The 14,312-nt window shown below is 68.5% G+C and carries 11 protein-coding genes; 2 read left to right on the top strand and 9 right to left on the bottom strand.

The window, feature by feature from the left end:
- Window positions 1-17: 17 nt before the first annotated feature.
- The 6 genes from LH076_RS05195 to LH076_RS05170 form a co-directional block, all read right to left on the bottom strand.
- Window positions 18-1,721, bottom strand: a complete 1,704-nt coding sequence (locus LH076_RS05195) for an ABC transporter family substrate-binding protein (protein WP_227782935.1) — start codon at window positions 1,719-1,721, stop codon at window positions 18-20.
- A 16-nt stretch (window positions 1,722-1,737) separates the two neighbouring features.
- A complete protein-coding gene (locus LH076_RS05190; RefSeq protein WP_227782934.1) occupies window positions 1,738-3,807 on the bottom strand; it encodes an ABC transporter ATP-binding protein in 2,070 nt (689 codons plus the stop codon).
- Window positions 3,800-4,717, bottom strand: a complete 918-nt coding sequence (locus LH076_RS05185; protein ID WP_227782933.1) for an ABC transporter permease — start codon at window positions 4,715-4,717, stop codon at window positions 3,800-3,802. The genes LH076_RS05190 and LH076_RS05185 overlap by 8 nt, the downstream gene beginning before the upstream one ends.
- Window positions 4,717-5,697 (bottom strand): ABC transporter permease, encoded by a 981-nt coding sequence (locus LH076_RS05180; RefSeq protein ID WP_227782932.1) that lies wholly within the window; start codon window positions 5,695-5,697, stop codon window positions 4,717-4,719. The genes LH076_RS05185 and LH076_RS05180 overlap by 1 nt, the downstream gene beginning before the upstream one ends.
- An 84-nt stretch (window positions 5,698-5,781) precedes the next feature.
- On the bottom strand, window positions 5,782-6,732 hold the full coding sequence (locus tag LH076_RS05175) for an LCP family protein (protein ID WP_227782931.1): 951 nt from the start codon (window positions 6,730-6,732) through the stop codon (window positions 5,782-5,784).
- A 5-nt stretch (window positions 6,733-6,737) separates the two neighbouring features.
- A complete protein-coding gene (locus tag LH076_RS05170; RefSeq protein ID WP_227782930.1) occupies window positions 6,738-7,367 on the bottom strand; it encodes a hypothetical protein in 630 nt (209 codons plus the stop codon).
- A gap of 100 nt (window positions 7,368-7,467) precedes the next feature.
- Here LH076_RS05170 and LH076_RS05165 point away from each other — a divergent pair, with 100 nt between their 5' ends.
- Window positions 7,468-11,208 carry a multifunctional oxoglutarate decarboxylase/oxoglutarate dehydrogenase thiamine pyrophosphate-binding subunit/dihydrolipoyllysine-residue succinyltransferase subunit gene (locus LH076_RS05165; RefSeq protein WP_227782929.1) on the top strand — a complete coding sequence of 1,247 codons (3,741 nt, stop codon included), beginning with the start codon at window positions 7,468-7,470 and terminating at the stop codon, window positions 11,206-11,208.
- 52 nt (window positions 11,209-11,260) lie between these two features.
- Here the strand turns inward: LH076_RS05165 and LH076_RS05160 are convergent, their stop codons facing one another.
- Window positions 11,261-11,887, bottom strand: coding sequence for a class F sortase (locus LH076_RS05160; RefSeq protein ID WP_227782928.1), 627 nt, complete (start codon window positions 11,885-11,887; stop codon window positions 11,261-11,263).
- Complete coding sequence (locus LH076_RS05155; RefSeq protein ID WP_227782927.1) at window positions 11,880-12,974, bottom strand: hypothetical protein; 1,095 nt, start codon at window positions 12,972-12,974, stop codon at window positions 11,880-11,882. The genes LH076_RS05160 and LH076_RS05155 overlap by 8 nt, the downstream gene beginning before the upstream one ends.
- Window positions 12,975-13,073: 99 nt before the next feature.
- Here LH076_RS05155 and LH076_RS05150 point away from each other — a divergent pair, with 99 nt between their 5' ends.
- Window positions 13,074-13,250 carry a DUF6104 family protein gene (locus tag LH076_RS05150; protein WP_227782926.1) on the top strand — a complete coding sequence of 59 codons (177 nt, stop codon included), beginning with the start codon at window positions 13,074-13,076 and terminating at the stop codon, window positions 13,248-13,250.
- Window positions 13,251-13,340: 90 nt separating this feature from the next.
- Here the strand turns inward: LH076_RS05150 and LH076_RS05145 are convergent, their stop codons facing one another.
- Window positions 13,341-14,309, bottom strand: coding sequence for a zinc-binding dehydrogenase (locus LH076_RS05145; protein WP_227783577.1), 969 nt, complete (start codon window positions 14,307-14,309; stop codon window positions 13,341-13,343).
- Window positions 14,310-14,312: the final 3 nt, after the last annotated feature.

Raw genomic sequence — 14,312 nt, 5'->3', positions numbered from 1 at the left:
GCCGAGCAGCCGGCGGATCACTTCGTGTACCCGACCTCGGTCCAGTCGACCGCCTGGAACTCGGCCGGGCCGTAGTTGGCCAGGTTGCCGTCGACGATGAAGACCTGCGGCGCCGGGGCGAACGGCACCATGGGAACGAACTTGGAGATCACGTCGTCGATCTGGCCGGCGATCTCTGCGCGCTTGTCCTCGTCGAGCTCGGTGTTGGCCTGCTTCCACAGGCCCTCGAGCTGCGGGTCGGTGATGAACGAGAAGTTCTGACCATCGCCACCCGGCTTGCCGGCGGGCGTGAACAGCGACTCAGCAGTGGAGATCGGGAACTGCGTGCCCACCCAGGAGAAGGTCGCCAGGTCGTAGTCGCCGTCAGTGATCTTCTGGAAGTAGTCGTCGGACGGGACGGTCTGGATCTCGATCGGGATGTCGATCGCCTTGAGCGACTGCTGGATCTGCAGCGCACGGGCCTTGTTGGTGTCGACACCCGACGGGACGATCACACTGAACTTGAGCGTCTTTCCATCCTTCGTCCAGGTGCCGTTGGCGTCGGTGTAGCCGGCGTCGGTGAGGATCTTCTTGGCACCATCCACGTCGAACTTGAGGTTCTTGCCGACCACGTCCGTGTAGCCCGCCTGACCCGGCATGAAGATGTAGGAGCCCTGCGTCTCGGCGGCGGCACCCACTGGCTCGTTGGCCGTCTTCGCCATCAGCTCACGGTCGATCGACTTGGCAATCGCGGTACGGACCGCGACGTCGTCCAGGCCCGGCTTGAGGCCGTTGATCGTCACCTGCGTCCAGGTCAGGCCACCCGACCGCTCGACGACGGAGTCGGCCTTGCCCTTGGCCATGGTGTAGCCATCGGCGTCGGAGTCGACCTCGACCGCGTTGAGCTCCGAGTTGGTGAAGGCTTGGGCCTGGGTCGCCTGGTCCATTGCCTTGAAGGTGATGGTGTCGAGCTTGGGTGCCTGGCCCCACCACTTCGGGTTCTTGGCGTAGGTCACGATGTGGTTGGTGGCGTCGACCTTCGAGGCGACGAATGGACCGCAGGAGGGCAGCGGCTTGTCGACGTACCCCTTGCTCCACGCGTTCGGGTCGGAGGCGATCTTCGCCGGGACGATGGCGCCGTTGAGCAGGTTCGGCCAGTCCGCATAGGCGTCGGTGAAGGTGAACTTGAAGTCGGTCGGGCTGACCACCTCGAAGGAGGAGACGTCCTCGAAGCCGGCCGACGAGGCGATGTCGAACTTCTCATCCTTGCCGGAGAGCGCGGCGAAGGTGGCCTTGTAGTCATCAGCGGTGATCGGCGTGCCGTCCTCCCAGACCGCCTTGTCGTTGAGCTTGACCTCGACGGTCTCGGGGCTCTCGCTGACCAGCTTGATCGACTCGGCGTAGTCCTCGTCGGCCTCCCACGTGCCGTCACTCTTGAACTTGATCAGGCCGCAGGCCGCGGGCGCCAGGACCTGGTTGGTCTCGTCGTTGGCGCCGAGCGAGGTGTTCGGGTTCCAGTTGCCGTTTCCGGTTGGGTCCGACGAGACCGCGAGGTTGACCGTGCCGCCGTCCGTCAGCTTGTCGTAGTCGACCGGCTTCCAGCCGACGAGCGGGATCTCGGTCCTCGACTTGGTGTTCTCGGACTTGGTGTCGGCCGTGTTGGCCTTCGAGCAGCCCGCAAGCGCCATTGCCGCCAGGCCGAGTGCGGCCAGCGGTGCGCCGACCTTCCTCATCGTGTTCATCGTGATCCTCTCGGTCCTACTTCTTGGTGTGGTGACACGCCACTGAGACGGCGCCGGCGCCGATCAGTGGTGGCTCAAGGGTGTCGCACATCGCGACCTTCTCGGTCTCGCCCTCGGCCGCCAGCTGCTTGCGCAGCGGGCAACGGGTCTTGAACTTGCAGCCGTCGATCTGCTGCGCGGGGCTCGGCAGGTCGCCTTCCAGCAGGACCCGCTCGCGAGTCCGCTCGAAGGCCGGGTCCGGAATCGGCGCGGCCGAGATCAGGGCACGGCTGTAGGGATGCCGCGGGTCGGCGAAGACGTCGGCGATCGGGCCTGCCTCGACGACCTTGCCGAGGTACATCACGCAGACGTCGTCCGCGATCTGCCGTACGACGCCGAGGTCGTGGGCCACGAAGAGCAGCGAGATCCCCAGCCGCTCCTTGAGGTCCTGGAGCAGATTGACGATGCCCGCCTGGATCGAGACGTCGAGGGCCGAGACCGGCTCGTCGAGGACGAGCAGCTTCGGGCTGGTCACCAGCGCCCGCGCGATGCCGATGCGCTGGCGCTGGCCGCCGGAGAGCTCGTGCGGGAAACGCGCTGCCATGGCACGGTCAAGACCGACGAGCTCGAGCATCTCGTCCACCCGCGCCTCGCGCGCGGCCCGGCTCTTCTCGGTGAGGAGCAGAGGCTCCGCGATCGACTCTCCGATGGGCAACCGCGGGTCGAGCGCGGCCCCGGAGTCTTGGAAGACGATCTGCACGTCGGAGCGCAGGCGCCGCCGGCTCCTGGCGGTCAGGGTCGACACGTCCGTGCCGAGGAACGTGATCGAGCCACCCATCGGTGCGGTCAGCTCGAGGATCTCCAGCGCGGTCGTCGTCTTGCCACAGCCGGACTCCCCCACCAGCGCCATCGTGCGGCCGGCCTTGACGTCGAAGCTGACGCCGTCGACGGCGCGGACCGTGCCGACCTGGCGCCGCATCACGCCGCGCAACAGCGGGAAGTGCTTGGTGAGGTCGTGCACCTCGAGCACATTGGGTCGGCCCTCGTCCAGCGGCGCCGGGATCGCGAGCGCCTCCGGTGCCGGGAAGATCGCGTCCGCCGGCAGGGTGCCCGCCTCGATCTCGGGCGTGCGGATGCAGGCGGCGCCCGAGCCGTCTGCCTCCACGACGATGGCGGGCTCCGCGCCACGGCAGGCGTCGAGCGCGGCCGGGCAGCGCGGCGCGAACGGGCAGCCGGGCGGAAGGTCGTCCAGCGCCGGAGGCCGTCCCTCGAGCGGGACCAGCCGCTGCGTGCCTGCCGTCAGGATGTTCGGCACAGAGCGGAGCAGCCCGATCGTGTAGGGCATCTTCGGCCGGGCGAAGACCTGATCCACGCCGCCCACCTCGACCTGCTTGCCGGCGTACATCACCGACACGCGGTCGGTGTGGCCGGCGACGACACCGAGGTCGTGCGTGATGAGGGCGACGGCGGCACCGGTGATCCTGCGGGCCTTCTCGAGGACGTCGAGGATCTGCGCCTGGATCGTCACGTCGAGGGCGGTGGTCGGCTCGTCGGCGACGATCAGCCGCGGGTTGTTGGCGATCGCCATCGCGATCATCGCCCGCTGGCGCATGCCGCCGGAGAACTCGTGGGGGAAGGCCATCGCCCGTGCCTCGGGATCCGGGATGCCGACGGTGCGGAGGAGCTCGATCGCGCGGCTCGCCGCAGCCTTCTTGGAGAGTGAGCGGTCGTGGACCAGCAGCGCCTCACCGATCTGGTCGCCGATCCGGTGCACCGGCGTCAGAGCCGAGAGCGGGTCCTGGAAGACCATCGCCACCTCGCGGCCACGGATCCGCGACATCTCCCTGTCGGAGAGCTCGAGCAGGTTCTGTCCGTCGAACATGATCCGGCCACTCACCACAGCCGTCGGAGGTAGCAGCCCCATGATCGCCAGCGACGTGACCGACTTTCCGGAACCGGACTCCCCGACGATGCCGAGCGACTCCCCCTGGGCGATGTCGAAGCTCATTCCACGGACGGCGTGCACGTCGCCACGCTGCTGCTTCGGCTGCGGGAACGTGACGTGCAGGTCCTGGACGCGCAGCAGCGGCTCAGCGGACTCAGCCACGGCCGCCTCCTCGCGGGTCGAGGGCGTCACGCAGCGCGTCACCGACGAGGTTGATCGCGAGAAGGAGAATCACAAGCACACCTGAGGGGAAGAGGAAGAGCCACGGCCGCGTCGTCGCGGCGGTCCACCCGCCGTCGAGGAGGGTGCCGAGCGAGACGTCGGGCGGCTGGACACCGAAGCCGATGAAGGAGAGACCGGTCTCGGACAGGATCACGTCACCGATGCTGATCGTGGCGTCGATCAGGAGGATCGACATGACGTTGGGCAACACGTGGGTACGGATGACGTGCCAGCTGCCGAAGCCCATGTAACGGGACGCCTTGACGAACTCCCGCTCGCGCAGAGCCCTGGTCTGCATCCTGACCGTCTGCGCCATCACCATCCAGCTGGTGATCGCGAGGAAGCAGGTCAGGACGATCCAGCTGCCCTTCGTCACGGGGTACAGGATGATGAGCACGAAGAGGGTCGGAAGCACGAGCATCAGATTGATGAACCAGGCGATGACCTTGTCGCTCCTGCCACCGATGTACCCGGCGAAGGAGCCGATCGTCGCCGAGAGGAACGTGCTGACCAGGCCGCCGACGAACCCGATGATCAACGACTTCCGCAGACCCTGCATGGTCTGGGAGAAGATGTCCTGACCCAGGTCGTTGGTGCCGAACCAGTGCAGCGTCGTGGGTGGCCAGTTGAGGTTGTAGGCGTCCTGCTCGACCGGGTCCCACTGGTAGAAGAGGGGACCGACCGCCGCCCAGAGCACCAGCAGCAGGATGACGATCGCGCCGATCCAGAATCGCTTGGCTCGTCGCAGACGCGCCCACACGATCGCCCCGCGACTGCGCGCGACTTTGGTGGTCACGACCTCGTTGAGCTCGTTGGCCTCGGCCAACTCCATGCCTGACATGCCGGTCATCAGAGCCTCGCTCGGGGGTCCAGCGCCACGAAGAGGATCTCCGAGAGCGTCGAGCTGATCAGGGTGAGCACGGCGATGTAGCACGTGGTGCCCGCGATGCCGTTGATGTCGGACTGCTGCAGCGTGCGGATGGCGTACTGGCCCATGCCGTCCCAGCCGAAGATCACCTCGAGGAAGAGCGAGCCGGTGACCAGCAGGCCGATGCTGTACGCGAAGAAGACCGCCATCGGGATGAGCGCGACCCGGACACCGTGGCGCAGCGTGGCAGCTCCCTGGCGCAGGCCCTTGGCCCTGGCCGTGCGGATGTAGTCCGCGTCGAGCACGTCGAGCATCGAGGCACGCTGGTAGCGGCTGAAGCTCGCTGCCGTCATGAGGATCAGCACGATGCTCGGCAGGAGCAGGTGGGAGATCCGGTCCCAGACGTGCGGCCAGAAGCCGCCGTCGACGATCGCGGACTTGGGGCCCGAGAACGTGATCACGGTGTGCCCGATCGCGTGGTTGAGCTTCGTGGTGATGATCATCGCCAGGATGCCGAGCACGAAGGTGGGCGCCGCGAAGATGACGTACGACGCCGTCGTCACGACGTTGTCCGAGAGCTTGTACTGGCGCATCGCGCCCCAGACCCCGAGGGCGATGCCGAGCAGCGTGCCGAGGATCGAGCCGACGAGCAGCATCTCCAGGGAGATGCCCATCCGGACCCACATCTGGTGCGCGACCGACTGGTTGTTGACCCCGATGCCGAAGTCACCGTGGATCACCCCCGCGAACCAGTGCAGCGTCCGCTGCCACAACGGGTCGTGGGGGTTCACCCCCATGCCGTCGAGGAAGAGGTCGATGGTGTGCTGCGGCGGGCGGGGGTGGCGTCCCTCCATCTGTGCCGCTGGGTTCAGCGTGAGGCTGGCGAGGACATAGGCAAGGCAGCTCGCGACGGCTGTGAGCACGACGTAGTTGGCGATCCGCCGCCCGAGGTAGGCGATCATGATGCCGGGACCGTAGTACGACTACGCGCCCTCCCGTCCCCGATACGGGGACTCGAAATGGTCACGATTTGTGCCCGGAGTGCCTCAGTTGGCCGCCCCGGAGGCCGGGTCGGGCACCTTCCACGGCGACTCGCACTTGCTCAGCACGCCGTCCTTCTTGGCGTCCGCCCCCATGGAGCGCGCCTGGTCGACGTACGGCTCGACGATGCTGGCACCGCCGGAGCTCACGCCGATGCCGCCCTGCACCACGCAGTTCGTCACCTTCGCGGGGTCGAGGGTGGCGAGCAGGGTGCCGAGCTTGAAGAGCTCGACCGGCGAGAGGTCGGTGTGCAGGCTCTTCATCACCGAGGCGACACCCTTCGCGAGGAAGCCCGGGCTCGCCGCCTTGCGGAAGACCTTCTTCTGGATCGCCCGCATCACGACCTCCTGGTGGCGCGAGCGGTCGAAGTCGCCGCGGAGCAGGGCGTGCCGGATGCGCGAGTAGGCGAGCGCCTCGTACCCGGTCAGGTGGATCTTGCCCGCCTGGAAGCCCTTCTTCTTGAGGTTCTCGTCGGAGAAGAAGAACGGGTTGTCGATGTCGACGCCGCCGATGGTGCCGACCATCGCCTGCAGGCCCTCGAAGCGGGTGAGGAAGACGTAGTCGGGCTGAATGCCGACGAGGTCGCCCACCGTCTGGGCGAAGAGCTTGGGGCCACCGAAGTAGAGCGCGGCGTTGATCTTCTCGAAACCGTGACCGGGGATGTCGACCCACGAGTCGCGCGGGACGCCGATGATGGCCGAGGCGCCCGTCTTCGTGTTGATCGACACCATCTGGATGGCGTCACCACGGGCGTGCAGCATGTCCTCGCCCGGACGCGCATCGGTGCCGACGGCGAGGACGTAGAGCATGTCCTTCCCGATGTCGACCTTGCGGGCACGGTTCGTGGCGACCAGCACGGCGGAGTCCGGCTGTGCGGTGGAGTCGGGCAGCACGAAGAGCGTCGTCCCGAGTACGCCGGCGAGGCCGGTCGTGACGAGCAGACGACGGAGACTCATGAGCTTCACTGGGTGACCTCCGAGCTCGGGCTGGCCGGCGTGCCGGTCGCAAGCGGAACGGCCGGGCCGTGCTCGACGGTGTAGCCGAAGACCTTCCAGCTGCCTGAGTCGTCGGGGGTGAGGGCGAGAGAGCCCCTCACCTGCTGGGTGGACGTCAGGGAGCCGGTCGTCTCGAAGGTGAGCGACCATCTCGCGGTGACACCCGAGGGCACGTTCTTCGGCGACAGCACGTCGAGCGACACCCGGCGTGCGGTCGCCTCGGCGTGATCGATCTGGTCGGAGAGCGCGCTGCTCGTGAGCAGGTCGAGATCGCCCTGGGCCTTGGCCTTCGCCCCGTCGGTGAAGGCGGCGAAGGCGCCACCGAAGTCCGCCCGCGGGAAGTCGCCGAGGTAGGCGGCGTCGAGGTAGGTGTCGACCACCGTGGTCACCGCCGCGGAGAGCTTGTCGCGGCCGGCCTGGTCCAGCTTGCCCGTCACGGCGGCGACCGTGACCTGCGTCGCAGTGCTCGCCTGTGCGCTCGGGCTCTCACCTCCGTCGTCCTTCTTGAGCGGGTTGGGCGTGCTGCACGCGCTGATGGCAAGGCTCCCGGCGAGGGCGATTCCGCCTGCCAGAAGAGTCTTTCTGCCAATGTTCATGGGTCTGGGGTCCCGTCTTGGTGTGGGTTACATGACACCCTGCCCGAAAGGTGACCCCTCGCCGGGTATTTCCACCTCGGTGGGTCTAGCCTTGAGGCTCGTGGAGACGAGTGCCCAGACCAGCGACATCCCGGAAGAGTTCGGAGCCAACGAATGGCTCGTCGAGGAGATGTACGACCAGTACAGGAAGGACCCCTCGAGCGTTGACCCGGTCTGGGTGAAGTTCTTCGAGGCGAACGGCGACCCGGGCAGCCCCTCGAACGGCACGCCGAGCAGTAACGGGAACGGCACCGCTCAGAAGGCGGCCACGACTCCGGGCCCGGCCCCCACTCCCACGTCCACGGCGCCGGAGCACCTCCCGACTCCGAGCGCCACTCCCGCGGCCCCTGCCCCCGTGGCGACTCCGCGTCCCGCCAACACCAAGGCGGCCGAGCCGGCGAAGGGCACCACCAACCCGGTGCCGAAGGACGCTCCGGCGCCCGCCCCCGTCGCGACCAACGACGAGCCCGTCTACACGACGCTGCGCGGCATCCCGGCGGCCACCGCGAAGAACATGGACATCTCGCTCGCGGTCCCGACCGCGACCTCGGTCCGCAACATCCCGGTGAAGCTGCTCTGGGACAACCGCACCGTCATCAACAACCACCTCGCACGCGCCCGCGGCGGCAAGGTCTCCTTCACGCACCTCATCGGCTACGCCATCATCAAGGCGATCAAGGCCAACCCGGCGATGAACAACACCTACGCCGAGGTCAACGGCAAGCCCACCCAGGTGACGCCGGCCCACATCAACCTCGGTCTCGCGATCGACCAGTCGAAGCCCGACGGCACCCGCCAGCTGGTCGCCCCCTCGATCAAGGGCTGCGAGTCCATGGACTTCGCGCAGTTCTGGACGGCGTACGAGGACATCGTGCGCAAGGCCAAGGACAACAAGCTGACCATGGAGGACTACTCCGGCACGACGGTCAGCCTCACGAACGTCGGCGGCCTCGGCACCAACAACTCCGTGCCCCGCCTGATGCAGGGCCAGGCCGCCATCATCGGCGTCGGCTCGATGGACTACCCGCCGGAGCTGCAGGGCGCCTCCGAGGCGAACCTCGCCCGCGACGCGGTCAGCCGGATCATGACGATGACGTCGACGTACGACCACCGCGTGATCCAGGGAGCGCAGTCGGGCGAGTTCCTGGCCGCCGTCCACAAGATGCTGCTCGGCGAGAACGGCTTCTACGACGAGATCTTCCGCTCGCTGCGGATCCCCTACATCCCGATCCGCTGGAGCCGCGACGTCGCGACCACGCACGACGACCAGATCTCCAAGCAGGTCCGCGTCGGCGAGATGATCAACGCCTTCCGCGTCCGCGGTCACCTGATGGCCGACATCGACCCTCTCGAGTACAAGCAGCGCACCCATCCCGACCTCGAGATCGAGAACCACGGCCTGACGCTGTGGGACCTCGACCGCGAGTTCCCGACCGGCTCGTTCGGCCCGGCCAACAAGTCGTTCATGAAGCTGCGCGACATCCTCGGGGTGCTCCGCAACGCGTACGTCCGCACCACCGGCATCGAGTACATGCACATCCAGGACCCGGAGCAGCGCGCCTGGATCCAGGAGCGCGTGGAGACGCCGTTCGACCGTACGCCGCGTGAGGAACAGCTCCGCATCCTGCTCAAGCTCAACGAGGCCGAGGCGTTCGAGACCTTCCTGCAGACGAAGTTCGTCGGCCAGAAGCGCTTCTCCCTCGAGGGTGGCGAGACCGCCATCCCGGTGATCGACGAGATCGCCGAGGCTGCCGCCGAGACCGGCCTCGAGGAGGTCGCGATCGGCATGGCCCACCGTGGTCGCCTCAACGTGCTGGCCAACATCGTGGGCAAGTCCTACAACCAGATCTTCCGCGAGTTCGAGGGCAACATCGACCCGCGCACGGTCCAGGGCTCCGGCGACGTGAAGTACCACCTCGGTGCCGACGGTGAGTTCACGGCCGGCTCGGGCGACACGATCAAGGTCTCCGTGGCGGCGAACCCGTCGCACCTCGAAGTCGTCGACCCGGTGCTCGAGGGCATCGTCCGCGCCAAGCAGGACGTCCTCAACCAAGGCGAGGGCTTCCCCGTTCTGCCGCTGCTGATCCACGGCGACGCGGCCTTCGCGGGCCAGGGCGTCGTCGCCGAGACCTTCCAGCTCGGCCAGCTCCGCGGCTACCGCACCGGCGGCACCGTCCACCTCGTGATCAACAACCAGGTCGGTTTCACCACCTCGCCCGGCTCGTCACGCTCCTCGCTCTATGCGACCGACGTGGCCCGCATGGTCCAGGCGCCGATCTTCCACGTCAACGGTGACGACCCCGAGGCCTGCGTCCGCGCGGCCCGGCTCGCCTTCGACTTCCGCCAGCGGTTCCACAAGGACGTCGTCATCGACCTCGTCTGCTACCGCCGCCGTGGTCACAACGAGGGCGACGACCCGTCCTTCACGCAGCCGCTGATGTACGACCTCATCGAGCAGAAGCGCTCGGTCCGCAAGCTCTACACCGAGTCGCTCATCGGCCGTGGCGACATCACGGTCGAGGAGGCCGAGGAGGTCCTGCGCGACTATCAGGCCCAGCTCGAGCGGGTCTTCACCGAGGTCCGCGACGCCGACAAGAAGCCCGAGCAGTGGGAGACCGTCCCGGACTACCCGGAGAAGACGGTCAGCACCGAGGCGACGACGGCGATCAGTCCGGAGGTCCTCAAGCGGATCGCCGACGCCTACGTCACGCCGCCTGAGGGCTTCACCGTCCACCCGAAGGTGATGCCGCAGCTGCAGCGCCGCGCCGCGTCGATCTCCGACGGTGGCATCGACTGGGGCACCGGCGAGCTCATCGCCTTCGGCTCCCTGCTCATGGAGGGCCGCTCGGTCCGCCTCGCCGGCCAGGACTCCCGCCGCGGCACCTTCGCCTCGCGCTTCGCGACGATGATCGACCGGGTCAATGCGGACGAGTGGACGCCGCTGTCCAACCTGTCCGAGGACCAGGCGAAGTTCTACGTCTACGACTCCCTGCTGAGCGAGTACGCCGCCCTCGGCTTCGAGTACGGCTACTCGGTCGCCCGCCCCGACTCACTGGTCCTCTGGGAGGCCCAGTTCGGTGACTTCGTCAACGGCGCCCAGAGCGTCATCGACGAGTACATCTCCGCGGGCAAGACCAAGTGGGGCCAGGACTCCGGCGTCGTGCTCCTCCTCCCCCACGGCTACGAGGGCCAGGGTGCCGACCACAGCTCGGCGCGCATCGAGCGCTTCCTCGCGCTGTGTGCTGACGAGGCCATGGTCGTGGCGCAGCCGTCGACCCCGGCGTCCCACTTCCACCTGCTCCGTCGCCACGCCCTCGGTGAGCTGCACCGTCCGCTGATCGTGCTCACCCCGAAGTCGATGCTCCGCCGCAAGGAGGCCGCCTCCCAGCCGGCCGACTTCACCTCGGGCACGTTCCAGCCCGTCGTCGGTGACACCACGGTCGACGCCGCGAAGGTGAAGACCGTGCTCCTCGTCTCGGGTCGCCTCACGTGGGACCTGGTCGTTGACCGCAAGAAGCGTGACCGCGACGATGTCGCGATCGTGCGTGTCGAGCAGCTCTACCCGTGGCCGAACGACGAGATCGCCGCCGAGCTCGCGAAGTACCCGAACGCCACCGCGAAGTGGGTCCAGGACGAGCCCGCGAACCAGGGCCCGTGGCCGAGCTTCGCGCTCAACGTGTTCAAGCCGCTCGGTGTCGACGCCGAGCTGATCAGCCGCCCGGCCTCCTCGACCACCGCGGTCGGCACGGTGAAGCGTCACCTCGCCGAGCAGGCCGAGCTGCTCGACGCCGCCTTCGCCTGAGGAACTTCGCCCCCAGACACCGGCCGGCCGCGCAGTGCGCGGCCGGCCGGTGTCACGCAGTGGCAATGACGATGACGTTGCTGCGGAAGCGGGTGCCGTCCCAGTCGCCGCAGGTCACCAGGACCAGCCGTGGCGGCCCACCCTGCTCGAAGAGCGCCTCGGCGCGGCGCGCGACCAGCCCCTTGTCGTAGACGCCCACCCTCCGCACGGTGTAGACGACGCGCTGTCCACCGCCGGTGCTCACCGAGACCCGATCGCCCAGGTGGAGCCGCTCGAGGTGCTCGAGCGCACCTCCCCCGGTGTGCACCGTGTGTCCGCTGATGAGCACACTGCCGGCGGGCGATCCGGGAACCGCACCGCCTGCCCACCAGCCGAGTGTCGAGGCGTCGGCCGGGGGCAGGAGGGTCCCGCCCGCGACTTCGACCGACACGACGGGCGCGTTCACTCCCAGCGCGGGGATGACGACCCGCCGTGGGGCGCCGTGCGCCGCCGCGACCACCCGCGCGGCCGGGACGGGCGGGCCTGCCGCTCCCCTGGCCGCCACCACCGCGTCCGCGCCGCTGGCGACCGACTCCGTGGACCCGTGCTGCCACACCAGCCCGGCTGCGACGAGACCGAGTCCGGCGAGGACGCCCGCCGAGCGGCGCACGTCCAGGCCGGACCGACGCTTCTCAGGCACTGCGTCGCCGGCGCGCTGCCGTCAGCGCGATGAGGCCACCACCCAACGCGAGCAGCGCCCCGGCCAGCGAGAGGGTCGCTCGCTTGAGGAGGCCGCCCTCCCCGGCGTCGACCGCAGTGGGCACGCCCGGCGAGCTCGAGGGCGTCGCCGGCACGTACGGCGCGGAGACGTTCACGAAGGTGCCCGTCCCGGGGCCCGAGGCGTGTGCGAGCGTCAACCTGATGGGCGGCCCAGCCAAGGCGGCCGGCGGAGCGGGCGTCGAACTCGCGCCGGCCGGCGGGGCGGCCGATGAGGCGTGGAAGCTCTGCGCCGGCGTCGCGGCGTCGCAGGGTGCGACCCAGAAGACCTTGGTCTTCCGGTCGCTTCCGTTGGAGCGCGGCGTCGAGACGGTGAGCTTCACGTGGAAGCCCTGCTTCGGGTGCGGCGTGCCGGTGAAGCTGAGGGTGTAGGTCTCGCGAGCGTCCAGGCCGGTGGCGGTGCCGGCCCCGCTGGCCGCGTCGCCCCCGACAGGCACGCTCAGCGGCCCGCCGGCGACCGTCACCGTCGCGTCGGCCGTCGGTGCCTGCATCGCGAAGCTCACCGTGGACACCACGTCCGGACCCTCGTCGAAGCCGTACCACTCAACGCCCACGGTGCATCCCGGGTGGGGGGTGTTGTTCGGGATGCCGTCACCGGTGCCGGGGGTGATGATCTTGACCGTGCCGTTGTTACCGGGCGGGTCTCCCTCGGCAGCCGCGGACGGCGTACCGGTGTGTGAGGAGGACGCGGTTCGAGCTCCCGGGGCGGCAGCCGAGGCACCCCTCTGCGCGGCGCCGTGCGAGGCGCCGGCGTGTGTCCTGCCGACGGCGCGGCCTCGTCCCTGACCGTTCGCCTGCGGAGCCGAAGCCTGCTTGCCGTGCGTCGCATGTCCGTTCACTGCGCCATTCCCGGTGCCGTTCGCAGCGGCATTGGCTGCGTGACCGTTCGAGCTCGTACTGCCCTGCGACGACGGCGCTGCTTCGGCGGCCGAGGTGGCGACGGCGCCGAGGCAGGTAGCGAGGACGGCAGCGGCCAGCGCGTGCGCCGACCTGGTCCCAATGGTCCCCATTATCGAGTTTTCTCCTTGTGTCCAGCCTCCCCGCACGGCTAGTGACCCGAAGGAGCCACTCCTATACAAGCGGGCGACCGCGGCTGCAAGGATGTCGGCATGTACTTCACGGACCGCGGACTCGAAGAGTTGGAGAGACGACGAGGTGACGAGGAGGTCACCTTCGCCTGGCTGGCCGAGAACCTCCAGACCTTCGTCGACGTCCACCCGGAGTTCGAGACCGCGATCGAGCGGCTCGCCACCTGGCTCGCCCGCCTGGACGACCCCGAGGACTAGGAGCGAGGTCAAGCACCGAGCTTGCTCGTGTGCTTGTGCCGAGCGACGACGTCGCCCGACCGAAGGTCGGGCACGACGACTGAAGCCTCCTCAGAGGGTCAGGAGCACCTTGCCGAACACGTCGCCCGTCGCGAGCTTCTCGAAGCCGCGGCGGGCGTCGTGCATGTCGATGCTCTCGTCGATCAGCGGACGCACGCCGGTGGCGTGCATCATCGCGACGAGTGAGGCGAGCTCTGACCTCGTCCCCATGGTGGAGCCGATGATGCGCAGCTGCAGGAAGAAGATGTGCGTCAACATGGTGTCGTCGAGCTTGGGGCCCGACGTCGTACCGGAGATGACGACGGCGCCGCCCGGCCTGAGGGAGCGGATCGAGTGCTCCCAGGTGGCCCGACCGATGGTCTCCATCACGGCGTCGACCTTGACGGGGAGCCGCTCACCGCTCGGGAGGGCCTCGTGGGCGCCGATCTCGAGCGCCCTGGCGCGCTTGGTCTCGTCCCGGCTGGTGGCGTAGACCGTCAGTCCGGCGGCTCGGGCCAGGACGATGCAGGCCGTGGCGACGCCGCCGCCGGCTCCCTGCACGAGGACAGAGTCGCCGGGCTTCAGCTGGCCCTGCGTGAACAGCATCCGGTACGCCGTCAGCCACGCCGTCGGGAGGCAGGCGGCCTCCTCGAGCGAGAATCCCTGAGGCAGCGCGATGACGTTGCTCCGCGGCACGGCGACGCGTTCGGCGAAGGTGCCCTGGTGCAGCTCGGAAAGCAGCGTCCGCTTGGGGTCGAGCGTCTCGTCGCCCACCCATTCCGGCGTCGAGATCACCGAGTGGACCAGGACGGGGTTGCCGTCCTCGTCCAGGCCGGCTGCGTCGCAGCCGAGGATCATCGGCAGGCGGTCGGACTTGAGGCCCTGGCCCTTCAGCGACCAGAGGTCGTGGTGGTTGAGGCTGGCCGCCTTCACGGCGACGGTCGCCCAGCCCTCAGGAGCGACAGGCTCGGGGCGCTCACCCAGTGCCAGCCCGCTCAGCGGGTCGTCCCACGACTGTGACTCGGCGTAGACCGCGAACATCGT

This window comes from Nocardioides sp. Kera G14 (genome assembly GCF_020715565.1).
In the GTDB taxonomy this organism is placed as follows: domain Bacteria; phylum Actinomycetota; class Actinomycetes; order Propionibacteriales; family Nocardioidaceae; genus Nocardioides.
This window is presented reverse-complemented; position numbering and strand designations above follow the sequence as displayed.

Bases quoted from the DNA above. Each gene is read 5' to 3' on its own strand.
- LH076_RS05180 (WP_227782932.1), bottom strand. From the start codon at position 5,697: ATGATCGCCTACCTCGGGCGGCGGATCGCCAACTACGTCGTGCTCACA.
- LH076_RS05170 (WP_227782930.1), bottom strand. From the start codon at position 7,367: ATGAACATTGGCAGAAAGACTCTTCTGGCAGGCGGAATCGCCCTCGCC.
- LH076_RS05145 (WP_227783577.1), bottom strand. From the start codon at position 14,309: ATGTTCGCGGTCTACGCCGAGTCACAGTCGTGGGACGACCCGCTGAGC.
- LH076_RS05175 (WP_227782931.1), bottom strand. From the start codon at position 6,732: ATGAGTCTCCGTCGTCTGCTCGTCACGACCGGCCTCGCCGGCGTACTC.
- LH076_RS05150 (WP_227782926.1), top strand. From the start codon at position 13,074: ATGTACTTCACGGACCGCGGACTCGAAGAGTTGGAGAGACGACGAGGT.
- LH076_RS05195 (WP_227782935.1), bottom strand. From the start codon at position 1,721: ATGAACACGATGAGGAAGGTCGGCGCACCGCTGGCCGCACTCGGCCTG.
- LH076_RS05155 (WP_227782927.1), bottom strand. From the start codon at position 12,974: ATGGGGACCATTGGGACCAGGTCGGCGCACGCGCTGGCCGCTGCCGTC.
- LH076_RS05185 (WP_227782933.1), bottom strand. From the start codon at position 4,717: ATGACCGGCATGTCAGGCATGGAGTTGGCCGAGGCCAACGAGCTCAAC.